Source organism: Lachnotalea sp. AF33-28, assembly GCF_003477885.1.
Lineage (GTDB): Bacteria > Bacillota > Clostridia > Lachnospirales > Lachnospiraceae > AF33-28.
Window position 1 is genome coordinate 28,583 of the sequence record NZ_QUEE01000012.1, and the last position, 22,182, is coordinate 50,764.

General features: G+C 48.5%; 21 protein-coding genes. 18 read left to right on the forward strand and 3 right to left on the reverse strand.

The genetic code is table 11. The features are described from left to right. Positions 1–12 precede the first annotated feature (12 nt). The 7 genes from DWZ56_RS16055 to DWZ56_RS16090 all read left to right on the forward strand — a co-directional run bounded on the left by DWZ56_RS16055 (position 13) and on the right by DWZ56_RS16090 (position 9,545). Positions 13–1,089, forward strand: a complete 1,077-nt coding sequence (locus DWZ56_RS16055) for a family 43 glycosylhydrolase (RefSeq protein ID WP_118557625.1) — start codon at positions 13–15, stop codon at positions 1,087–1,089. 66 nt (positions 1,090–1,155) lie between these two features. After that, positions 1,156–2,544, forward strand: coding sequence for an alpha/beta hydrolase family protein (locus tag DWZ56_RS16060; RefSeq protein ID WP_118557626.1), 1,389 nt, complete (start codon positions 1,156–1,158; stop codon positions 2,542–2,544). Then, positions 2,531–5,290, forward strand: coding sequence for an alpha-L-rhamnosidase (locus DWZ56_RS16065; RefSeq protein WP_118557627.1), 2,760 nt, complete (start codon positions 2,531–2,533; stop codon positions 5,288–5,290). Before DWZ56_RS16060 ends, DWZ56_RS16065 begins: the two co-directional genes overlap by 14 nt. Then, a complete protein-coding gene (locus DWZ56_RS16070) occupies positions 5,287–6,483 on the forward strand; it encodes a serine hydrolase domain-containing protein (RefSeq protein ID WP_118557628.1) in 1,197 nt (398 codons plus the stop codon). The genes DWZ56_RS16065 and DWZ56_RS16070 overlap by 4 nt, the downstream gene beginning before the upstream one ends. An 868-nt stretch (positions 6,484–7,351) precedes the next feature. Continuing rightward, a complete protein-coding gene (locus tag DWZ56_RS16080; RefSeq protein ID WP_118557630.1) occupies positions 7,352–7,894 on the forward strand; it encodes an ABC transporter transmembrane domain-containing protein in 543 nt (180 codons plus the stop codon). Continuing rightward, entirely contained in the window at positions 7,834–8,973 is a 1,140-nt protein-coding gene (locus DWZ56_RS16085; protein WP_118557631.1) for an ABC transporter ATP-binding protein, read from the forward strand. Before DWZ56_RS16080 ends, DWZ56_RS16085 begins: the two co-directional genes overlap by 61 nt. After that, positions 8,970–9,545 (forward strand): ABC transporter transmembrane domain-containing protein, encoded by a 576-nt coding sequence (locus DWZ56_RS16090; protein ID WP_118557632.1) that lies wholly within the window; start codon positions 8,970–8,972, stop codon positions 9,543–9,545. The genes DWZ56_RS16085 and DWZ56_RS16090 overlap by 4 nt, the downstream gene beginning before the upstream one ends. Positions 9,546–10,074: 529 nt before the next feature. Here the strand turns inward: DWZ56_RS16090 and DWZ56_RS16100 are convergent. Genes DWZ56_RS16100 through DWZ56_RS16110 form a run of 3 tightly spaced genes read right to left on the reverse strand, consistent with a single transcriptional unit; the run spans position 10,075 to position 11,812 of the window. Continuing rightward, entirely contained in the window at positions 10,075–10,488 is a 414-nt protein-coding gene (locus tag DWZ56_RS16100) for a hypothetical protein (RefSeq protein ID WP_002566031.1), read from the reverse strand. A 38-nt stretch (positions 10,489–10,526) separates the two neighbouring features. Then, positions 10,527–11,327: a helix-turn-helix domain-containing protein gene (locus DWZ56_RS16105; RefSeq protein ID WP_117552542.1), complete on the reverse strand. Its 801-nt coding sequence runs from the start codon at positions 11,325–11,327 to the stop codon at positions 10,527–10,529. 41 nt (positions 11,328–11,368) lie between these two features. Continuing rightward, complete coding sequence (locus DWZ56_RS16110; RefSeq protein WP_002596449.1) at positions 11,369–11,812, reverse strand: hypothetical protein; 444 nt, start codon at positions 11,810–11,812, stop codon at positions 11,369–11,371. Between the two features lie 380 nt (positions 11,813–12,192). On the opposite strand from DWZ56_RS16110, the gene DWZ56_RS16115 reads away from it, so the two are divergent. The 11 genes from DWZ56_RS16115 to DWZ56_RS16165 all read left to right on the forward strand — a co-directional run bounded on the left by DWZ56_RS16115 (position 12,193) and on the right by DWZ56_RS16165 (position 22,172). After that, positions 12,193–12,606, forward strand: coding sequence for a cysteine-rich VLP domain-containing protein (locus DWZ56_RS16115; RefSeq protein WP_117552544.1), 414 nt, complete (start codon positions 12,193–12,195; stop codon positions 12,604–12,606). Between the two features lie 111 nt (positions 12,607–12,717). Then, positions 12,718–13,113 carry a replication initiator protein A gene (locus DWZ56_RS16120; RefSeq protein ID WP_117552545.1) on the forward strand — a complete coding sequence of 132 codons (396 nt, stop codon included), beginning with the start codon at positions 12,718–12,720 and terminating at the stop codon, positions 13,111–13,113. A 183-nt stretch (positions 13,114–13,296) separates the two neighbouring features. Then, complete coding sequence (gene mobV / locus DWZ56_RS16125; RefSeq protein WP_117552546.1) at positions 13,297–14,241, forward strand: MobV family relaxase; 945 nt, start codon at positions 13,297–13,299, stop codon at positions 14,239–14,241. Continuing rightward, entirely contained in the window at positions 14,225–14,440 is a 216-nt protein-coding gene (locus DWZ56_RS16130) for a hypothetical protein (RefSeq protein WP_006772915.1), read from the forward strand. Before mobV ends, DWZ56_RS16130 begins: the two co-directional genes overlap by 17 nt. A gap of 94 nt (positions 14,441–14,534) precedes the next feature. Continuing rightward, positions 14,535–16,046, forward strand: coding sequence for a recombinase family protein (locus tag DWZ56_RS16135; protein WP_118557633.1), 1,512 nt, complete (start codon positions 14,535–14,537; stop codon positions 16,044–16,046). Next, entirely contained in the window at positions 16,034–17,254 is a 1,221-nt protein-coding gene (locus tag DWZ56_RS16140) for an ATP-binding cassette domain-containing protein (protein ID WP_118557634.1), read from the forward strand. The genes DWZ56_RS16135 and DWZ56_RS16140 overlap by 13 nt, the downstream gene beginning before the upstream one ends. A gap of 39 nt (positions 17,255–17,293) precedes the next feature. Next, positions 17,294–18,334, forward strand: a complete 1,041-nt coding sequence (locus tag DWZ56_RS16145; protein ID WP_118557635.1) for a TRM11 family SAM-dependent methyltransferase — start codon at positions 17,294–17,296, stop codon at positions 18,332–18,334. A 75-nt stretch (positions 18,335–18,409) separates the two neighbouring features. Further along, positions 18,410–19,612: a serine hydrolase domain-containing protein gene (locus DWZ56_RS16150; RefSeq protein ID WP_118557636.1), complete on the forward strand. Its 1,203-nt coding sequence runs from the start codon at positions 18,410–18,412 to the stop codon at positions 19,610–19,612. Between the two features lie 27 nt (positions 19,613–19,639). Further along, positions 19,640–20,446 (forward strand): sugar phosphate isomerase/epimerase family protein, encoded by an 807-nt coding sequence (locus tag DWZ56_RS16155; RefSeq protein WP_118557637.1) that lies wholly within the window; start codon positions 19,640–19,642, stop codon positions 20,444–20,446. Between the two features lie 127 nt (positions 20,447–20,573). Beyond that, entirely contained in the window at positions 20,574–20,951 is a 378-nt protein-coding gene (locus DWZ56_RS16160; RefSeq protein ID WP_118557638.1) for a hypothetical protein, read from the forward strand. Between the two features lie 282 nt (positions 20,952–21,233). After that, complete coding sequence (locus DWZ56_RS16165; RefSeq protein WP_158584631.1) at positions 21,234–22,172, forward strand: helix-turn-helix domain-containing protein; 939 nt, start codon at positions 21,234–21,236, stop codon at positions 22,170–22,172. Positions 22,173–22,182: the final 10 nt, after the last annotated feature.

The following is a 22,182-nucleotide window of genomic DNA, read 5'->3' on the forward strand; positions in this document are numbered from 1 at the left end:
AGGAGCAGTGAAATGAGAAATAATTCGATCAAACCCGGCCAGGTATGGCTGGATACTTCGGGAAAGAGGATCCAGGCCCATGGCGGCTCTGTGTTCTATATGGACGGCATTTATTACTGGTACGGGGAGAACAAGGAAAAGACAGACGGCAGAAGCGATATCTGGCATTGGGGTGTGCGCTGCTACACTTCCAGGGATCTCTATAATTGGGAAGATGCCGGTCTCATCATCCCTCCGGAGACGGAGAACCCCGATTCCAGCCTTCATCCTTCGGCTATGATGGACCGTCCCCATATCCTGTACAACCGCCGGACCGGGAAGTACGTCTGCTGGCTGAAGATTATGATGAAGGACGGCAGCCAGACCGAAACTGTCCTGACCGCGGATCATATATTGGGCCCTTATACAAAAGTGCGGGAAGGGCTTAGACCTCTGGGCATGAGCGCCGGTGATTTTGACCTGGCGGCAGCCCCGGACGGAAAAGCTTATTACTATTTTGAGCGGGTGCACAGCGAGACCATATGCGCGGACCTGACGGAAGACTATACGGATGTGACCGGTTATTACAGCACCCATTTCCCTCATCCGTATCCGCCTTATGTGAGGGAAGCGACGGCCCATTTTGAGCGCAGGGGAATGCATTATCTGATTACCAGCGGCACCACGGGATACCTGCCGAACCCTTCAGAGATAGCTGTTGCCCGTACCTGGCACGGTCCTTTTACTGTGCTTGGCAATCCGCATGTGAATGATGTCAGCAATACGTCGTTTCATTCGCAGATATCATCCATATTTAAGGTTCCGGGTAAGAAGGATCTCTACATAGCATGTGCGGACCGGTGGCTTCCGGATAAGATGGATCTGGAATATGAAAGCTACAGTCAGGTATTTGAGATGCTTTTCAACCCGGATGCAGAAAAGGATATGAGCAGGGTGCCTGAAAGTATGCGGGACGGACAGGGGGATAATACTTCCGTTGCGGATTATGTCTGGCTGCCGCTAAGGTTTGAAGAGCCGGATGCGGCGCATCCGTATGGGATGGTATATATAGACTGGACGGATGAATGGCGGATTGAAGATTATGAGTAGAAGGCAGCCTGGATATGGATGGGGAGGGCAGTAAGATTTTGCCGGACGCATGAGAGGAGGAAATAAATGAAAAGAGATTTTAGAAAACTTCTGGCACTTCTGTCAGAGACAGCCCAAAAGCCGGAACTGCCTTTTCAGACAGAAAAGCGGGATATAGAAATCCCCTTTATTACAAAGGACGGGAAGGTGTGCAGACGTTTCCTGCGCATCTATTTTCCTGAAGGAGCTCCCAGGCCTATGCCCGTCGTGTTTATCGCGCATTATGAGATGACAGAAACGGATGCGCTGCTTTTCATGTATTTAAAAAAGGGCTGGGCTGTTTCTACGCCGATTCATTATTCAACAGAATACAACGGGCAGCTGATCGATGACGATCTGGCGTTTAACAGCGCCGCGCTGACGGCGGTGCGCAGGCAGCCGGATATTGACCGGCATCGCATGATCGTCAGCGGAGGCAGTGCCGGCGGCTATATGACGCTGATGCTGTCCGTGCTGCACTTGGGCATATGCGGCGCTGTTTCTTTCAGCGGCATTACAAACATGATGTTTAATATGCAGTATATGAAGTCTGTGAACAGCTATAACGAAAAAGCGCTGGCGGAACTGGGGCCGGAGGAACGAAAGGATGTTGGCCGCTGTCTGGACGCCATGACGGTGCCCGTGCTTGGCGCTGTCTCCGATCAGTTTATGCCTATCCTTAGGAAAGCGGAAGCGGACCCCGACAGCGGTATATGGTCTGCGGCATCTCCGGCCTGCATGACGGAATGCTTTACGAATCCGGTTTTGTTCACGCATTTTACATCGGATATATTGGTGCCTGTGGATCAGCTGACCAAACGTTATACATACGGTCAGACAGGCGGTTCTCTGCCGGAAGGATTTCGGATCCGGCTGTCGGAGTTTTCACTGGATGAGAAACAGCGGCATTCCCTGGCAGAGATGCTTCCGGCGGATATGCTGTCGGAGAGACTCATTCCGGCACCGGACAGCAAAGGGGAAGATGTGGTTATTCCGTTTGACAGTTCAAAGCGGTTTAATATCGTGGTTTTCGATGAGGGATGCGTGGAGGCTGATGCGGGTCACCAGAAGAATTTTGAAATAGGTTCCTATGATGCCACCGGTTACATGGAAGAACTGTTCAAAAAAACGTCGCGGGAAACGAACTGGCTGTCTGCCGGCAAACTGATTCTGATGGCCGAACGGTATGCGGGAACGGGGGTGCTGCTTCCGGGGCGCCCGGATACAGACGATACGGCTTTTGGCTCTTTGGCGGCGGTCCGGGAGGAGATACTGGAAGAACTGTCGGATTACGCGGCAGATCACTGGGATGAGCTTAAAGAGGCGTTCGGTGAAGCAAAAAGCAGAAGGCCGGATACGGCCGGAACGCTGATGCAGATCTTTAAAGCCTTAGGAGGCGGCGAGGGCAGGGAGGAAACGAAAAATGCTGATATATGATGTGAAAATAAACGGTATGAGAAATCCTTTGGGATACCGCTTCGGTGAGCCTGTCTGCTCCTGGAAAGTAAAGGATGCAAAAGGAAAGAGACAGGAGCGCGTGAGGATCGAGGTGAGCGCGGATGAAAGCTTTCTTCATCCTGTCTATGAAAAAGAAGGCAAAGATCTGAACAGCCTGGCGGAGCCTCTGGCTTTTGCACTGATTCCCCATACCAGGTATTTCTGCCGGGTCACCGTTGAAGATGAACTGGGGGACAGAGCGTCAAGTGAAACGGTATGGTTTGAAACGGCCAAGGTGAATGAACCCTGGATCGGAAGCTGGATCGGCACAGAGACTTGTGATACCTTTCATCCGGAGTTTATAAAGAACTTTGGCGTGAAGGGAAAGGTGGAATCCGCGCGGCTGTATATCTGCGGATTGGGACTGTTTGAAGCGAAGATAAACGGCAAGAAGGCGGGGGACGATCTGCTGGCTCCGTTTATCACGGACTACAGAGAATCAGTACAGTACTGCACCTATGACATAACACAGCTGCTCAAAGAGGAGAATGAATGCAGCGTATGCCTGGGCAACGGCTGGTATAAGGGCAGATTCGGTTTTACCGGTGACTGCGGTTTCTTTGGGAAGGAGTTTCTGTTAAGAGCGGAAATACGGATTCAGTATCAGGACGGCACACAGGAAACGGTCGGTACGGACAAAAGCTGGAGATACAGGGGCAGTATTTTTGAAGAAACGGACATCTATGACGGCGAGAAACAGAACTATCTGTTGTGGGCTGCATCGGATAACCCATGGAAGACAGCTGTGGTGAAGGAGATCAGCCTCCCTCTTACAGAGCGCTATTCCCTGCCTCTGCATGTGATGGAAGAGCTGCCAGTCCGGGAGGTAATCCATACGCCGGCAGGTGAAACCGTGCTGGATTTCGGACAGAATTTTGCAGGCTATGTGGAGTGCAGAACCGACCTCCCCCGGGGCGCCTGCATGACGCTTGAATTTGGGGAAATTCTGCAGGACGGAAATTTTTATCACGATAATTACCGGACGGCCAGATCCACTTTTACATATGTGTCGGACGGAGTGAGCCGGACTGTCCGGCCGTACTTCACCTTTTACGGTTTCCGTTATGTGAAGGTGAGCGGACAGGATAACACCGATGCCAAACTGTTTACCGGCAGGGCCATTTATTCGGAGATGGAGCGGACCGGATATATTGAGACCTCTGATATGAAGATCAACCGTCTGTTTGAGAATACCCTCTGGGGCATGAAATCCAATTTCCTGGATATGCCGACGGACTGCCCGCAGAGAGATGAGCGGCTGGGTTGGACCGGAGATGCGCAGGTATTTGCCTGGACCGCGGCATACCATATGGATACCAGAGCGTTTTACCGGAAGTTCTTACGGGATCTGCGGCTGGATCAGCTGCAGAACGGCGGAAAGGTCGCTGTATTTCTGCCTAACACATACCGCGGTGTTACCGCCAGCGTGTGGGGAGATATCGCCACGTTTCTTCCGGCAATGCTGTATCAGTATTACGGGGATGAGACCGCGTTAAAAGAAGATTATCCCCTGATGCGGGACTGGGTGGAGTACATACACGGAGAAGATAGAAAGCGCGGGACCCATAACCTCTATGATTTTGGATTTCAGTTCGGCGACTGGCTGGCATTGGACGGTGCAACGCCGCAGAGCAATTATGGCAGAACGGATAATACCTACGTGGCTTCCGCCTACTATTACGCCTCGGTAAACTATGTGGCGAAAGCGGCAAAAGCACTGGGATATAAAGAAGATGAACGTACCTACCGGGAACTCGCGGGACATATTTTAGAGGCGATGCTGGCGGAATTTTTCACCCCGAGCGGAAGGCTGGCCATAGATACACAGACCGGTTACCTGATTGCGCTGAAATTTGGCATTTACCGCGACAGGCAGAAAATAATTGACGGACTAAGAAAAAGGATGGAAGCGGACTGTTACCGGATCAAGGGCGGTTTCGTGGGCGCGACGATGATGAATACGGTGCTGGCCGACCACGGGATGACGGACCTGGCATATGATTTCCTTTTCTTTGAAGGGTTCCCGGGCTGGCTGTATGAGATAAACCTTGGGGCTACGACCATCTGGGAGCGCTGGAATTCAGTGCTGCCGGACGGGAAAATAAGCGGAACATCAATGAATTCCCTGAATCATTATGCATACGGATCGGTGGTTGAATTCCTGTATAAGCATGCTGCCGGCATACAGCCGGCGGCACCGGGATTTAAGCGCGTATGTATAAGCCCGAAACCGGACGGGCGGTTCCGATTCTTCAACTGTACTTATGAATCCGCCGCGGGCACCTATGTGTCCAACTGGATGATCAAGGAAGACGGAATGCTTGCGTTTCATATTGAAATCCCGTTTGGCGCATCAGCCAGAGTGGAGCTTCCGGATAAAGACAACGGTGTATTCGAACTGGAAACGGGAAGCTATGATTTTAATTACCGGCCAAAACGCGATTACAGAAAAATATTTACGGAAAAGACCAGGCTGGAATATCTGCTTGCGGATCCTGCGGCGAGGCAGATCCTGTTTGAGGAATTGCCGGATACGAAGACAATGTATGAGGTAAATGAGATCGAAGGGCTGTCAAAAACACTGCTGTACATGAAAAGACAGGCGCAGTTCCTTCATATACCGACAGAACGGTATGACAGGGCAATCGGGAGAATTCACGCGCTGTATGAGGAGGAGCGAAGATGAATATGGATCAGATCGATGAAGTGATGATGCGGTACGTAGAGAATGAGGAAATGCCCGGAGGAGAACTCTTTATTCATCAAAATGATCAGGAAATCTATCACGGAATGTGGGGATACTCCAATCTGGAAACTAAGACACCTGTGTCGGACGATACGGTTTACTGCATGTGTTCCATGTCAAAAGTGCTGACGGCTGTCGGATTTTTGAAGCTTGTGGAGCAGGGAAAAGCCGGTCTGGACGATGAGGTAAAAAAATATATACCGGCTTTTGCCAATCAGCGGGTAGTGAGCGACGAGCGCTTTGACGGTGAGGAGAATTTTGCAAAGTATTTTATAAAAGGCGAAAAGGCGCCTCTGAATGATGTGAAAACGGTGGCAGCCGATCGGAGCATCACGGTTCGGGACTTACTGACCCATTCCTCCGGACTGGAAATGGGGGCATTCGGTATGCTCTGCAGAATGACAATGAAATGTGAGGATGAGACGCTGGAGACGAGATGTGAGAAATTTGCGAGAATGCCGTTGGATTTCCAGCCGGGCACCGCAACCGGTTATTCTCCGACGGCTGGCATGGATCTGATTGCGCGTCTGACAGAGATCATTACGGGAGAGGACTTTGCCTCTTATATGAAGCGGGAGATATTTGATCCCCTGAAGATGAAGGATATGACCTTCCATCCGACAAAGGAACAGTTAAAAAGGCGTATGCCATTGTATAAGCGTGTGGAGGGAAAGCTCGTAAATGTGACCGGAACGGCATGTGATCTGGACGGAATGATCAGCGGAGGACCGCGGTATACATCTGCCGCAGGGGGCGCGTATGGAAGGGTATCGGATTATGACAGATTTACCCGCATGCTTGCCAATGGAGGCACGCTTAACGGTGTGCGGATCTTAAAGCCGGAGACGGTCAGAATGATGTACACGGAAAGAGCGTATCGGCATCTGGAAGCCGAGCCCGGTATGGAATGGGGGCTGGGCGTCAGGGTCCGTCAGGAACCGGAGCGTGCCGTCAGCTTTGCGGTAAAGGGGACATATGGATGGAGCGGAGCATTTGGAACCCATATGTTTATCTGCCCGGACAGGCATCTCGCGGTGACGTTCGGCACAAACAGAGAGGATCTGGGCGGTTCCGGCTCCTATATCAGCAGGAAGGTGGAGGAATTGGTATTTGGGATAGTGGATTGTTACTGATCACAGTTACCGAAAAATTCCCGCGTATGAGAGGGCAGAGTATGGTCCTCTCATACGCTGCTTTATCGGCAGCGTGTGAACAGTAACCCTGGATTAAGTATTACAGGCCAACAGGGGAGTTTATAAAAGTTCCTGGCAGTGAGGTTCCATGTGTATATACTCTCCATACATTTTATGAAAAAAAAGGGCAAAGAATATATGAAGAAAAAAGGTGGTGCGCATTTTTATCCAGGGAAAATGCCGATAGAGTCTATGTTCTGTTTTTAAATGCTGATTATTACGACAGCAAAGATTTAATAGATATAGTTCATACAATCCATTTTAATAATGAAAATAAATGGAGAATTCACAAAACGTGCGGACAAAAGAAAGTTTAATTATCACATTGAACAGGCGGGTATAGAATATCCGGAGAGTGAGGTTAAAGCATATTATAGAACAGCGGATGCAATAGATAAAGTGCTGAGATATGGGATGGAATGGGGATTGAGGACAGAGCAGATATTCTGCTGGTAAAACCATAAATTACATAGTATAATTGCTCTACAGGGTATATGTTGTTCCGGTGAGCGCTACACTCGAGGAGTACGCGGCAATAAACTGCGCGCCCCAAGTTCGAGTCCTTTATGTAAAGCCCAAAAGGCCTGTAATCCGTTGGATTACAGGCCTTTTTCAAAAATGAGATGCTAATGATGAGGAAATAAAATGAATATAGTGAATAAAAAATATAAAACATTGCGGATATTGGAACACATGAGGAATTAATGTCCCGTCCGGGCAAATATGCGGCGATGTGGGAGAAACAGGCGCAGTGGTATGAGCGGTCTTAAGCTTAGCGTGAAAAGCGCCTGAAAGAACAGGGGGAAATATGAAAACGAACAGCGGTAAAATGGGCCCAAAAGACCTATTGATTCAATATGTATTTTCGAAAAGACTGCCGATTTTTATACTGGCGGCCGTGATGGTACTGGAATTATTTTTCACACTGTTTACGCCGGAAATACTGGGTAACTTCATCAGTTCCGTGGAGAGCCGGGCAGAAGTGAACTATTTGATAAAGATTGCCGGTATCTATATCTGCTGTGTGATTTTACAGCAGATGATCAATATCTTCAGTATTTTTATGAGTCAGTCAATTGGCTGGCAGGCGATCAATGAATTAAAAAATGATATATTGGAACACTTAATGGGTTCAAAAATAGAATATTTTAAATCCGTTCTGCCGGGTGAGATTGTAGAAAGGATAGAAGGCGATACGGAGCAGCTGCTGGAATTCCTTTCCACGGTTGCGATATATGGTTTTCCGTCAGAAAACTGTATTCGAAATTTTTTGCATATATTAATGAGCAGATGGCAAGCACCGAAGATATTGCCGCATGCGGTGCGAAGGGGTTTGTTCTTGTTAAACTAAAAAGAATCCTGGCACAGCTTCTGCCGGATAAAGTGAGGGCGATTGTGAGGACCAATAATGTCGAGGTGGTTTCCAGCCTGCTGTTTACTATGGCAAACATCCTGGCGTTAGGAATCTCTTCCTATCTTTTCATACAGGGAACAATCACTTTGGGGTCTGTTTACGTTATTTTCAAGTATACTGAGATGCTGCGCAGTCCGGTGGAACGGATGGATACGCAAATCCAGGAATTTTTAAAAGCGAAAAGCTGTATTATGCGCATATATGAGATTTTTGAAATACCGAAGGAGACAGATGAAGGCAGTTTAAGAATTGAAGAAGGGCGGCTTCTGCCTGTCGAATTTAGCGGTGTGTCTTTCAGCTATAACGGAAACGATCTGATTCTTAAGAATATTTCCTTCCGTTTGGAAGGGGGCTGCAAGCTTGGAATTATTGGAAGGACAGGCTGCGGTAAAAGTACATTGGTACAGCTTTTGATGCGCTATTATCCGGCTGCGCAGGGCGAGATCCTTGTGGACGGGGTGAATATCAATGAGTACAGCCTCAAAGAGTATCGGAAAAATATTTCCTTTATTACGCAGGATATCAGCATCATCGGCGGGACCTTCCGGGAAAATCTCCGTTTATTTGATATGGGCATCAGCGACGCCGAAATATATCAAACGATTGAATGGCTGAATTTGATGCCGTGGTTTTCTAAATTTGAAAACGGCCTTGATACAGAAATAAATTCCAAAGCAGAGATCTCAGAGGGCGAGGCACAGCTCATTTCAATCGTGCGCGCGCTGATACAGAAATCCAGGATAATCGTGATGGATGAAGCCACATCTAAAATCGATCCGTTTACAGAACAGCTGCTGCATCAGGCGTTTGAAAAAATTATGGCTGGAAGAACCTGTATCATAATCGCACACCACCTGCAAACGTTGGAATCGGTGGATTATATATTATACCTTGAACAAGGTTCGATCGCCGCGTATGGATTGAGGGAAAAACTGGTTCAGAATACGGAAAGCAAATTTCACTCGCTGCTTGAGCAGTCGAAGCTTGGGCAATCGAATCTGGAGGATTGGACATGAAAGAGAAAAGGGTAAACACCGCTCGGATGATGTGGGAATTAATCAAATATAAGCCAGGGCTTTACGCTGCCAATTTCGCCGTATTTTTTGCCATATTTTTAATCCCTGTATTGCCAGGCCTGGTTTACAACGATTATTATACGCGCCTGGAAAGCAGGGATATCAGCGCAGAAAGCGTCCTGCTCACCATTGCCATCCTGGCCGGGATCTATCTTATACGGGCTCTGCTATTGTATATCGGTGCTTATACCGATTCCACACATCGGTTTTATGTATGCAACCTGGTCAGATATAATCTGATCTCCTATATTCTCGCCAGACCGGGGGCCTGCCCCTATACCGGTTCGGCGGGAAGTATCACAAACAGCATCAAAGAGGATGCGAATCAGATAGAAGAATCCATCACGTGGACCATTGATATCATCGGCACTTATACCTTTGCCATGCTTGCGGGAATTATATTGCTAAGCATCAACTGGAAGATAACGCTGATCGCGTTCGCCCCATTCTTTGTACTTCTGTTTAGGTCAGTTTACAAGGAACTACACGCAGACTGTGAAACGGGCTGCTGACAACAAACGGCGGTATGCTCCCGGAAAGGGCAGCATACCGCCGTTTGTTGTCTGGGGTTTCCAAAGGGGTTCCCCCTTTGGCACACGACTTTGCTTGCAAAGTGTAGTGTGTTATACGCTCTGTCGGCGTTGCCGTGAAAATACCGTTGCCGCCGGGGAGGGCAATGGCATTTGAAGCGGCAGGAAAACGGGGCTGTGATTGCGTGGCGTGGAGCCACAAGCGCAGGGCTGGTTTCATCAGCAGACAGGGCGTATATGAATGCCCCCGTCCCTCGTCCTACGCCGAACTATGGGACAAAGTGTCCCAGACGGATAGCCACACTTACGAAAAAACAGACGGATTTTTCTCTCAAAATTGAAATGGGCGGGAAGCCATTTTAGGGCTTTCCCGCCTTGATTGCCCATCAGCAAAGACGGGCGATACTGTCAACGGCGGCGCATTTGTGCGCCGTTCATCTTGACCGTTGACTGGCTCGGCTGGCTTTGCTATTTTCCCGGTAAGTGAGAATGGGAATAGGTATGTATCATATTATTTTATCATAATTCCATCTGGCAAAATAATATCGCCATCATCTCCACTCACATCAAAAAATCCAACCTTGTGTTTTTGAGCTAAACTACGCATAAGTTCATACGCCTCGTCTGCCACCGACCAAGAAAACGCAGCGTAAATTACATTATACCCAATACTGTAATCAACCATATGCAACTCCAAATTTTCATCGTCATCAAGAGCATCGTCATTCGGTGCATATTCCCCATTCATGGGCGGGAATTTTTCTTTCATTTCCATAAACCAGTTTTGTAAAGCCGGAGAAGAAACACTAATCGTTTGGTAATCATGTTCTTCCTCCCATTCCATTTGCTTTTCATACCATGCCATAAACTCTTTTTTTGTGGTAGGTGCTTTTGTTCTCTCAAAAACCATCAAATCATAACTCATATTGATAACTCCTTTCAGATTTCTTGTTTATCGCTCTCTTATTTTCTCCCCCGCTGTGGGTTCGGATTTTTCAGCAAGTCCGACTTCTGCGCAATCCTTTTCAGCCACTTTCTTTCTTCTTCCGACAGCTTCCCGTAGTTCAGCTTGAGCCGCTTGCAGATAAACGCCAGCGACGCTTGCTCCGGGTCGCTACCCTCTTTGGCGGTTTCCTCGGCGGTCTGCAAAAAATCTTCCAGTGGGTTATCCTCCGGGACGCTGAAAAAATCGTCCTTATGTGTTTCCCGCAGGTCGAGGGCTATCTTGTTTATGTCCTGCTGTATCACATAGCGGCAAAAGCTGTCATCGTCAATATGGGCGGTGACAAGCTGCCGTAACTGCGGGTCAGTCAGGCCGGGATTGTGCTGCTTCATAATCGTTGCGCTCATAATATCCACAATGGCATTTGCGCTCTGTATCTGCTTGACTGCCGTTCCGTTCACATAGATTTCAAGGTCAGCCATGAGCCGGGGGAAATCCGGGTGTACCGCCAGCTCACACAAGAGGGAAGTATCCACCCGCCCACTTTTCAATAGTTCAATCATATCATCACTCAAGCGCAGGTCTGCAAGATCGGCGTTTGGGTGATTTTTTGTTTTAGAGCGTCCCAGCAGGTAATCAACGGTCACGTCGTAAAACTTCGCCAGCTGGATAAGGGCATGGTGGCTGATGTCTTTGAGATTGTCTCCCTCATAACTGCCTAAAGCAGATTTGGAAAGGTGAGTTTCCTCCGCAAGCTGTTCCAGCGTCAGCCCACGCTCCACACGCAGGTCTTTCAATCGTTCTTGTATGGAAAGTTCCATGCTCTCCCTCCTTGTCTGCTTGATAAACTGAAAGTTGTAGATTAGTCCCACACGATTTCCAAACAATTAAAGTTTTCTGGAATTGGTGGTACACACGAATAAATATTTAATTCAGATGCCTTTATTGTAATTACTCCGTCAGAGCATAGCCATTCGCAATTTACTAATTTTTCTAATTCCGTAGGCAAAATGGTTGTGCAAATCACGATTGAATCTCCTGCAAGAACTAATTCTTCTGCCCCATTGTTTTCTACGATTTCTGTATCATCGTGCAGAGCAACACGCACCCACGCTATGTTAGGCATTAACTCAATCTTTTGTAGCATATCCCATATTTCAGAAAGAGTCGGTCGCCCAAATTCCCATTGGTTCGGAGCAATGGAGTCCTCTTCTGTATTTCCATTGAAAAATTCATCGAGCGTTAGTAATGGAAAACGTTCTTCATTTTCTTCCAATATTTTTTTGAATGTACCCAACTCTATCATAATCACAATTCTCCTTTCAAATTTCGATTTCCTGTTCCGTCATTTTTATTGTATCACAATTCCGAGAGCATGGAAATAGGCAGTTTTTTTGGCGGATTTCCTACCTTTCGGATATACGGGACGGGCGGTCATTTAGGTGTAGACTTAGGATAGTTCATCGATGAGCTGCACCTTGAAAACCAAATGACCGTCCGAAAAGGAATACCCCGGCAGGGGAAGCACCGCAAGGAGCCAACTTCTGGACACTTTGCCCAGAGGTCACTTCGGGACAACTTGTCCCGAAGCTGTGGGGAGCGTGCCAACGCCGGAACACGCCGCAGAAATGGGGCAGGAAGCCTTTTCGGGGAGAGCGGCAACGGAAAGCAAAATGGAGGAAACACATGAGAGAGAACCCATATAAACGACTGCCGCCCATAGAGCGCAAGCAGGACAGTTCCCTTTACCGCATGACACCGGCACAGAGGAAACAGGCAAACGCCCTGATCCGCCGGGAGTGCTGTTGCTGTGAGGACGGCAACTGCATTGTCCTTGACGATGGGGACACCTGCACCTGCCCGCAGACGGTTTCTTTCTCGGTCTGCTGTAAGTGGTTCCGCTGGGCGGTTTTGCCGCTGGACGGGACGCTGGAAGCGGAGATTTTCCGGGATAAAGACTTGAAACGCTGTGCGGTCTGCGGCAGAGTGTTCGTCCCCAAATCCAACCGGGCAAAATACTGCCCCGGCTGTGCCGCCAGAGTTCACAGGCGGCAGAAAACAGAAAGTGAACGGAAAAGGAGGTCTGCTGTGGACAGTTAGGAGTGAAAAAAGCCTTGATTTATCAGGCTTTGCAAGCCCCAAAACGGGGCAGGTGGTATAAAGTATCGCCCGCCCCGGAAAACGGGCTTCTAACTGTCCACAAAACACACTATGACAAACACGATTTATATTCATCAACCGGAGAAATCGGTCAGCTTCACCCGGCTCCCGAATTTTCTCTTTGAAGCCCCCACATTCAAACCCCTGTCCAACGAAGCAAAGGTACTGTATGCCTTTATCCTGCGCCGAACAGACCTGTCCCGGAAAAACGGCTGGGCAGATGAATACGGGCGCATTTACCTCTACTATCCCATCAACGAGGTGGTAGAGCTACTCCACTGCGGACGGCAGAAAGCGGTCAACACCCTGCGGGAGCTGCAATACGCCGGACTGGTGGAAATCCAGAAGCAGGGCTGTGGAAAACCCAACCGTATTTACCCAAAATCCTACGAAGCGGTTCCAAACACCGACTTCAAGAAATCCGGTTATGGAACGCCGGAGGACTGAAAACCGCACCCCACAAGTACGATAATCAATCCTCTTGAAGTACGAAAATCGGACGGTATATAGAAATACAGAGATAAAAATATTGATTTATATTCTATCCATTCCCTTCCTATCCGAGATATTTTCTGCGGGATTTTCCTGTGGAAAAGTCCCGGAAAGGAACGGAATGGGGAAAGGAGCAGAATGGCACAACACGCAATTTTGCGGTTTGAGAAACACAAGGGCAACCCGGCAAAGCCGCTGGAAGCCCATCACGAACGGCAGAAAGAGCAATACGCCAGCAACCCCGACATTGACACCAGCCGGAGCAAATACAACTTCCATATCGTCAAGCCGGAGGGCAGGTACTATCATTTTATTCAAAACCGTATCGAACAGGTCGGTTGCCGTACAAGGAAAGACAGCACCCGGTTTGTCGATACGCTCATTACCGCCAGCCCAGAGTTTTTTAAGAAGAAGTCGCCAAAGGAGATACAAGCGTTTTTCCAGAGGGCGGCAGACTTCCTCATCGGGCGGGTAGGCAGGGAAAATATCGTGTCAGCCGTGGTACACATGGACGAGAAAACACCCCACCTGCATTTGGTCTTTGTCCCTCTGACAGAGGACAACCGCTTGTGTGCAAAGGAGATTATCGGGAACAGAGCCAACCTCACAAAATGGCAGGACGATTTTCACGCTTATATGGTGGAGAAATATCCCGACTTGGAGCGTGGGGAAAGTGCCAGCAAGACAGGCAGGAAGCATATCCCCACCCGTCTGTTCAAGCAGGCGGTCAATCTCTCCAAACAGGCAAGAGCCATTGAAGCCACGCTGGACGATATTACCCCGTTCAACGCCGGAAAGAAGAAAGAGGAAGCCCTCTCCCTGCTGAAAAAGTGGTTTCCGCAGATGGAGAACTTCTCCGGCCAGCTCAAAAAATACAAGGTCACAATCAATGACCTGTTAGCGGAAAACGAAAAGCTGGAAGCAAGGGCAAAAGCCAGTGAAAAAGGCAAGATGAAAGATACGATGGAACGGGCAAAGCTGAAAAGCGAACTGGACAATTTACAGCGGCTGGTTGACCGTATCCCGCCGGATATACTGGCGGAACTGAAACGGCAGAAGCGGCAGCATGGAAAGGAAAGGTGATTTTATAAGTACCACTATCAGATACAAAAAGGAAACGGAAGTCGTGACTTTTCAAGGCAGGGAAATCACGCTGGAAAACCTCTCCCCGGTGTTCACGCCGGAGCAGGAAGCGGCAAAACGCCGAGAGCTGGAACAGCAGCTTTATGAGGTGTTCCGCAAGTATGCCGACAAACGGCAGAGTGAGGAAGCCGGGGCATAAGGTTTTCCAAAGCCATCGTTGATTTGCGGGGCTGCTGGCGGTATAATAAGGCTGTCAGCAGCTCCGTTTCTTTTTTAAGAAAAGGAGCGACAATATGAATAATCGAATAGACGCAATCTATGCAAGACAATCGGTGGACAAAAAGGACAGCATTTCCATTGAAAGCCAGATTGAATTTTGCAAATACGAGTTGAAAGGCGGTAACTGCAAGGAATACACAGACAAGGGGTACAGCGGCAAGAACACAGACCGTCCGAAGTTTCAAGAACTGGTGCGGGACATCAAGCGGGGCTTGATTGCAAAAGTCGTGGTTTACAAGCTCGACCGTATCAGCCGTTCCATTCTGGACTTTGCCAACATGATGGAGCTGTTCCAGCAGTACAATGTAGAGTTTGTGTCCTCTACGGAAAAGTTTGATACTTCCACCCCGATGGGGCGGGCGATGCTGAATATCTGTATCGTGTTCGCCCAGCTTGAGAGAGAAACCATACAGAAGCGGGTAACGGACGCTTACTATTCCCGTAGCCAGCGAGGCTTCAAGATGGGCGGGAAAGCCCCTTACGGCTTCCATACAGAGCCAATCAAGATGGACGGTATCAACACAAAGAAGCTGGTGGTAAACCCAGACGAAGCGGCAAATATCCGGCTGATGTTCGAGATGTACGCCCAGCCCACAACCTCCTACGGGGATATTACCCGGTACTTTGCCGAACAGGGAATTTTATTCAACGGCAAGGAACTAATACGCCCCACGCTGGCGCAGATGTTACGCAATCCTGTCTATGTGCAGGCAGACCTTGATGTGTACGAATTTTTCAAAAGTCAAGGGACAATCATTGTCAATGACGCTGCCGATTTTACCGGCATGAATGGCTGCTATCTGTATCAAGGGCGGGATGTGAAGCCCAGCAAAAAGAACGACTTGAAAGACCAAATGCTGGTGCTGGCTCCCCATGAGGGCATTGTCCCCTCCGACATCTGGCTGACCTGCCGCAAGAAGCTGATGAACAACATGAAAATCCAGTCTGCCCGGAAAGCCACCCATACATGGCTGGCGGGAAAAATCAAGTGCGGAAACTGCGGGTATGCCCTTATGAGCATTAACAATCCTGTGGGAAAGCAATATCTCCGCTGCACAAAACGGCTGGACAATAAAAGCTGTGCCGGGTGCGGGAAAATCATCACTTCGGAACTGGAAACGGTTGTTTATCAGCAGATGGTAAAGAAACTGGCAAGCTACAAGACGCTGACAGGCAGAAAGAAAGCGGCAAAGGCAAACCCGAAAATTGCCGCCCTGCAAGTGGAACTTGCCCATGTGGACGGCGAGATTGAAAAACTGGTGGACAGTCTGACGAGCGCAAACAATGTGCTGCTCTCCTATGTGAATGTGAAGATAGCAGAACTGGACGGACGCAAGCAGGAACTTCTGGCGAGGATAGCGGAACTAACGGTGGAAGCCATCAGCCCGGAACAGGTCAGCCAGATTTCCGGCTACCTCGACACTTGGGAGAATGTATCCTTTGACGACAAACGGCGGGTGGTGGACTTGATGATTACCACCATAGCCGCCACAAGCGACAGCTTGAATATCACATGGAAAATCTGACGGGCGGAACCCCTCCCGTCAGATACCTACCCTGTGTAGTCCCTTGTAAACTGTACTTTCTTGTGAAAAAGACAAAAACATATATTGAAAGAAACAGGAAAAAAGTAAGAGAAACTTCCGCGCAGATGTCAGCCACCATGACGGATATTTTCAGCGCCATGCAGTCTGTAAAAGCATTTGGAAGCGAAACAGAAGTGACGGAATATATGTACAGGGCCAATAAAGAGCGCTGCTCGTATATCATAAAGGATCATATATTTACCAGGGTCCTAAGCGCCATGAATAACAATGTGATTCATATAACCACCGGCCTGATTCTCTTAATAGCATCGGCTTATATGTACCAAGGGACGTTCAGCATCGGCAATCTGGTATTGTTTTTATATTATTTAGACTATATTTCCGGGTTTGTGATGGAGTTTGGAGAATATCTGGCCCATTATAAACAGACAGAGATTGCTTTTCAAAGGCTGGAGGAGTACTTTGAATCGGAGGACAGATGGAAACTTGTGGAACATACAGAGCTGGACTTAAAGAATGTCGAGTTTGAGGAAGCGCTGGTGGAGGCGGAAGAGTTTCATTCGGTTGAATACAGGAACATAGGAGTGTCATACGGGACAGGTGAGTTTAAACTCCGGGGTTTCAGCCTGAAAATGAGCAGGGGTGAAAAAGCTGCCATACGCGGAAAGGTCGGCAGCGGTAAATCCAGCTTGCTGAAAGCGCTGGTCGGTCTGCTGCCGGTTACCGGAGGTGAAATCTTCTGGAATGGCGTGAAAGTGGAGCAGATCTCGGAATATCTGAAGCCTGCTTATATCGGATACATACCGCAGTCCCCCAAACTGATGCTGGACACGATAAAAAATAACATATTGTTAGGATTAAAGGCCGATGGTGAAGACCTGGCCTGCGCTCTGAAAAAAGCTATCTTAGAAGAGGATATCAGCCTGATGAGTGATGGGCTTGAAACGGATGTGGGCGCAGGAGGAGGAAAATTATCCGGAGGGCAGCAAAAAAGAGTGGCAGCCGCCCGTGCACTGGTCAGAAAACCGGTTTTACTGGGTATTGATGATATATCGAGCTCGCTTGACCATGAGACAGAGTCTAAATTTTGGGAAAAGATTCTGGCGGATAAGGATCTGACCTGTCTCATTGTTACAAACAATGAGGAATTGATCGGCAGGTGTGATAAAGTGATCGACCTGTCTTGAAACAGCCATATTACTGCAATAGGATGAAAGGGTAAAAAGATGATTTATGCAATTTTATGTAATCCGGGACATAACAGAGTATACTTTGAAACCTCACTGAAACTTGCTGTTTCGGAATTAAATATTGTGGCCCATGGATTGTCCGCAGAATATAGCAATGTGCAGCTTCAGAACATCTGTGGAATAGAATATCTGACATTTGAAACGGGAAAAGAGCTGTCACCGGCAGATATAAAAATTCTTTCGGACCTGTCATTTTTCTATGCGCTCTTTCGGATGGATGCTATCGGTGACGAAATATATCTCAAACCGATAAGCAGGATACAAAATAATTTTATCGACGAAAGCATGAGCACCATGCTGAAATACACCGGTAAGACCAATGAGATATTTACCCGGATGATGATTAATGTCGCTTATTATTCACAGAAATGCGGCGAAGAAATCAGGCTGCTTGACCCGATCTCAGGAAAAGGAACGACATTATACGAAGGGCTGGTAAAAGGCTTCAGCGTTTATGGCATAGAAATCGGAAGCAGTGTGGTGAATGAGTCGTACCATTTTGTAAGAAGGTTCTTGGAGAACGCGAGATATAAGTTTACATATTCATCCAAAAAGATATCGGGGCCTGATAAAGCGTTTTCCGCGGTTAGGCATACGTTTGAAACAGCAAAAACAAAAGAGGACTTTAAAAACAAAAATACTAAGACAATAGAGTTTGTTGCCGGCAATTCCCTGTATGCCAATAAATATTATAAAAAGAATTTCTTTGATATGATTGTCGGGGATCTGCCCTATGGGGTTCAACACGGCAGCGTCACAAGAGAGCGGCAGTCATCCCTGACAAGGAATCCCGCAGAGCTTTTAAAGGCCTGCCTGCCGTCGTGGTCCGCGGTGTTAAAGCCAAACGGAGTCCTTGTCATAGCATGGAACTGCAATGTGCTGCCGCGTGAGGAGATGGTGCTGCTTTTTGAGGAACAGGGGTTTACGGTGAAAAATGAAGATGCGTATCTGCAGTTTGAACACAGGGTGGATCAGTCGATTTTACGGGATATAATTGTTGCGCAGAAGAAGATATAGAGAGGCAGCAGAGCAGATAAAATTAGCAATGATAAATCGGTAAACAAAAATAGAAAGCAGCCAAAAGGAGAGCCGATGGATAAATCAGAAATCAATCAGCAGATGCAGCGCTACATAGAATCAGGAGAAATGGCAGGAGCCGCGCTTAGGATCCGTAAAAACGGAGAGACAGTCTATCAGGGAAAATGGGGATACGCAGATATTAAGAATGGACGGCGGACAGATTACGATACGATGTACCGGCTGGCTTCTATGTCAAAGCCGGTCACCGCTGTGGCGGTCATGAAACTGGAGGAACAGGGGAAGCTTAAGCTGGATTCTCCGATTACGGAGTTTTTGCCCGGATTCGGGAAACTGCGGGTCTGCTCGCGGCAGCTTCCGGCCGATCAGGTGTATGAGCCGGATCCGGATCATCCGGCGGGCAGACTAGGTGAGCTCCCGGAAGATATGGAATTTGTGCTGCCAAAACGCATGGTGACCGTACGTGATCTGTTAAGCCATTCCAGCGGTCTGGGCATGGGAACCGTTGGCATGCTGATGACCGGAGATCTCAACAGGAGGATGGACAGGCTGGCAGAACGTGTGGAAAAGTGGCAGAGCGTTCCTGCGGATTTTCAGCCCGGAGAGGCCACCGGCTACAGCGCGGTGGTAGGGTTCGATATCCTCGGCAGGATTGTCGAGGTGGTGAGCGGGCTGGAGTTTAACCGTTTTCTTGAGAAAGAGCTTTTTTCGCCCATGGGTATCCGGGATATCACATTTACATTAAATGAGGAACAGGCCGGCCGGCTGTCCGCTCTGTATTTTGCGGATCAGGGACGCCTGGAGGATGTTTCGGACCGGGAGGATGAACTCAAATGGTATGAGGCATCCCGCAACGGTTATTTCTCCGGCAGCGCCGGCCTGTACGGTTCTATGGAGGACTACGATAAGTTTGTGCAGATGCTGGCTGATGAGGGCCAGTACCGTGGGGCGCGGATTCTGAAAGAGGAGACGGTCAGGAAAATGCGCAGTGAAGGCGCTGCAAAGCATCTGGAGATGATGCCGGGAGCATTCTGGGGACTGGGCATGCTTGTGACCGTGCGGCCGGATCTGTGCGGCATGCCGGTGGCGCCGGGGACTTTTGGCTGGAGCGGAGCTTACGGAACACATTTTTTCATTAACCCGGAGCAGAAGCTGCAGGCAGTATTTGTGATGAACCGCAGCAATATCGGCGGGGCCGGCTCTCCGATTGCGCGCAGGGTAGAGGAACTCACTTTTGGGATTTATGGGGAGAGATAAGGCAAGAAAATCGGGGAGGAAGCATTTATGAGACTTGGCTTAAATTATGTACCGGTGCACAGCTCACCGGAAGAATGGGCGGAAATTCTCTCGTCAAAGGGATACAGGGCGGCCTCATTTCCGGCAGATTACCGGACACCGGTGTCTTTGATTGATGCGTATGTGAGGGCCGCACAAAGCAGGGATATAAAGATCGCTGAGGTGGGGATCTGGAATTCTCCCCATGGAACGGATGCACAGACGGCGCGTCAGGTGTGTCTGGAACAGTTCAGACTGGCGGAATATGTCCGGGCGGTTTGCTGCGTGAATGTATCCGGCGCGGCGGGAGAGCGCTGGTGCGGCTGCTATGCGGAGAATTTTACGGAGAAGCTGTACAGTGAAAACGTGGATTTCATCCGCTCTCTGTGCGATACGGTAAAGCCCCGCTATACCGTGTATGCGCTGGAACCCATGCAGTGGATGGTGCCGGATTCTCCGGAGCAGTATCTGCAGTTTATTAAGGATGTGGACCGGCCGGGTTTTGCCGCGCATATGGATATCGTGAATTTTATAAAAGATCCCTTTACCTATACGCACACGGATGAACTGATAAATAGGGCGTTTGATCTGTTAAGCCCCTATATAAAAAGCTGCCATTTAAAAGACTGCAGGATGGACGAAGGAATCACCGTGGCGATCCGGGAGGTGCCTGCGGGAGAAGGAATTGTGAATCACAAAGTGTACCTTGACCGCATAAACAGACTCGATCCGGAGATGCCTGTCCTGCTGGAGCATTTGCCGGATATGACTGCATTTAATAAGGCATTTGATTATGTGCGTGGGATAACCGTGTAAAAATTGCTTTGGAAACATAATCTGATTGGGCAGATACAATGACGCATCTGCTGGCATAGTGAAAGGATGTATATGAAATATAGTGAAAAACAGACGGCTGATCCTATTGCTCATCGGAACTGCATGTATGGCAATGCTGATTTTCTTTTTGCCGTATTTGGTATTCCGCCCTCTCTTAAAAAACCGGAACTATGATTTGATATCCGCAAGCTGTATAGAGTATAACGGAAGCTCATACAGTTTTACCGCTCCAGGGGAGCTGGATGAACTGAAGGAGAAATACTTTGATGTATATATACACGGTATACGCTGGTGTACAGCGGTAAAAGAGTGGAGATATCGCATGACGGTAAATTATACCGGAAAGAATGGTGAGATGATCAGCGACGCATTTTATATAGATGATAACGGATATGTTTATGCGGACAGTTTATGCTTTAGGACAATGAAGTATTTGGATGTGCAATATTTAAAAGACAAACTTTCGGGTGCGGAAGAAAAATAAATTACGGAGAACCGTCATGAAGGACGGCTGTATAGTGGAGAAGGGCACCCATGCAGAGCTGCTGGCCCGTGACGGGGAGTATAGAAGGATGTATGAGATACAAAGCCGGTGGTATGCGTAGATAATTGGCGCAAGCGCTTTACGGGGAATAGCGATAGAGCTGTCTGGAAATAGGAAGGCAGCTCTTTTGTATGTGAAAATATTTGATTTTACAGCTCCATTCTGTGTATAATGTATCTGTAATAAAAGTAAGGAATGAATGGCATATGGGGGGGGATTATTATGAGCGAAAGAAGAGATACCGGCAGATATGAGTCCATACAGCATTTTTCAAATTTTCCTGCAAAGGTATTCGTGACGAGCATCCGCAGTTCAGCGTACCACTGGCATTATGATTATGAACTCATCGGCGTATTAAAGGGAAGAGTGGATGTGCTTTATGGGATATACGGACCGGAGCCGCAGCCGCTGGATGCTGGCGATATCATACTGATCAATCCGAAGGATGTCCACGGCCTTAGAGGGATTGACCCGGATAATGTCTGTCTGTGCGTTCAGTTTTCACCCAGCCTGCTGGAGCCGGTTCCGGCGGGCATGAACTATTATTTTTATCTGAACAGCGCGGATGAAAGACATCGCCCGAAATTGCCGATGACTGACTATATGCATGATATTTCCCGGATTGCGCTCGCAAACCGCAGAGAGGACACAGACGCCTATCTGCGTAAAAATGCGTGGCTTTACATGCTCCTCGCGGATTTGGTAAAGGGTGCGCAGTATGAGCTGCAGTCCGCTTCCCTGAACAATGAGCAGGATATGAAACTGGTGATGTCCATAAGCGGTTATATCGATGGGAACCTCTCTTCGGAAAATCTGGCCGGCAGTATCTGCAGGGAGTTTGGTCTGAGTGAAAAAGGAGTTTATCTGCTGTTAAAAAATGTAATGGGACTGACACTTAAGGAATTGATTGATATCGCGAGGTTAGAGCATGCCTGTTCACTGCTGCAGGATACATCCATCTCATTGCAGGTTATTTCGGATCGCTGCGGTTATTCCGGTGAGGCAACCTTTTACCGGAGGTTTAAATCCGCTATGGGGGTCACTCCGGGTGAGTACCGCAAAGGCTTAAAGGCCAATACCATCGGTCAGGATGTTCAGGATTATCTGTCATATGATGAGTACGGGGTTGGTGTGCTGCTGGATCAATGGGCAGAAAAATGAGGGGTGGGCG

Coding starts and splice junctions, on each gene's coding strand:
- DWZ56_RS16105 (WP_117552542.1), bottom strand. CDS start 11,327: ATGGAACTTTCCATACAAGAACGATTGAAAGACCTGCGTGTGGAGCGT.
- DWZ56_RS16135 (WP_118557633.1), top strand. CDS start 14,535: ATGAATAATCGAATAGACGCAATCTATGCAAGACAATCGGTGGACAAA.
- DWZ56_RS16130 (WP_006772915.1), top strand. CDS start 14,225: ATGGAAAGGAAAGGTGATTTTATAAGTACCACTATCAGATACAAAAAG.
- DWZ56_RS16155 (WP_118557637.1), top strand. CDS start 19,640: ATGAGACTTGGCTTAAATTATGTACCGGTGCACAGCTCACCGGAAGAA.
- DWZ56_RS16110 (WP_002596449.1), bottom strand. CDS start 11,812: ATGATAGAGTTGGGTACATTCAAAAAAATATTGGAAGAAAATGAAGAA.
- DWZ56_RS16085 (WP_118557631.1), top strand. CDS start 7,834: ATGGCAAGCACCGAAGATATTGCCGCATGCGGTGCGAAGGGGTTTGTT.
- DWZ56_RS16100 (WP_002566031.1), bottom strand. CDS start 10,488: ATGAGTTATGATTTGATGGTTTTTGAGAGAACAAAAGCACCTACCACA.
- DWZ56_RS16150 (WP_118557636.1), top strand. CDS start 18,410: ATGGATAAATCAGAAATCAATCAGCAGATGCAGCGCTACATAGAATCA.
- DWZ56_RS16065 (WP_118557627.1), top strand. CDS start 2,531: ATGCTGATATATGATGTGAAAATAAACGGTATGAGAAATCCTTTGGGA.
- DWZ56_RS16060 (WP_118557626.1), top strand. CDS start 1,156: ATGAAAAGAGATTTTAGAAAACTTCTGGCACTTCTGTCAGAGACAGCC.
- DWZ56_RS16055 (WP_118557625.1), top strand. CDS start 13: ATGAGAAATAATTCGATCAAACCCGGCCAGGTATGGCTGGATACTTCG.
- DWZ56_RS16090 (WP_118557632.1), top strand. CDS start 8,970: ATGAAAGAGAAAAGGGTAAACACCGCTCGGATGATGTGGGAATTAATC.
- mobV (WP_117552546.1), top strand. CDS start 13,297: ATGGCACAACACGCAATTTTGCGGTTTGAGAAACACAAGGGCAACCCG.
- DWZ56_RS16080 (WP_118557630.1), top strand. CDS start 7,352: ATGAAAACGAACAGCGGTAAAATGGGCCCAAAAGACCTATTGATTCAA.
- DWZ56_RS16145 (WP_118557635.1), top strand. CDS start 17,294: ATGATTTATGCAATTTTATGTAATCCGGGACATAACAGAGTATACTTT.
- DWZ56_RS16115 (WP_117552544.1), top strand. CDS start 12,193: ATGAGAGAGAACCCATATAAACGACTGCCGCCCATAGAGCGCAAGCAG.
- DWZ56_RS16165 (WP_158584631.1), top strand. CDS start 21,234: ATGAGCGAAAGAAGAGATACCGGCAGATATGAGTCCATACAGCATTTT.
- DWZ56_RS16070 (WP_118557628.1), top strand. CDS start 5,287: ATGAATATGGATCAGATCGATGAAGTGATGATGCGGTACGTAGAGAAT.
- DWZ56_RS16160 (WP_118557638.1), top strand. CDS start 20,574: ATGGCAATGCTGATTTTCTTTTTGCCGTATTTGGTATTCCGCCCTCTC.
- DWZ56_RS16140 (WP_118557634.1), top strand. CDS start 16,034: ATGGAAAATCTGACGGGCGGAACCCCTCCCGTCAGATACCTACCCTGT.
- DWZ56_RS16120 (WP_117552545.1), top strand. CDS start 12,718: ATGACAAACACGATTTATATTCATCAACCGGAGAAATCGGTCAGCTTC.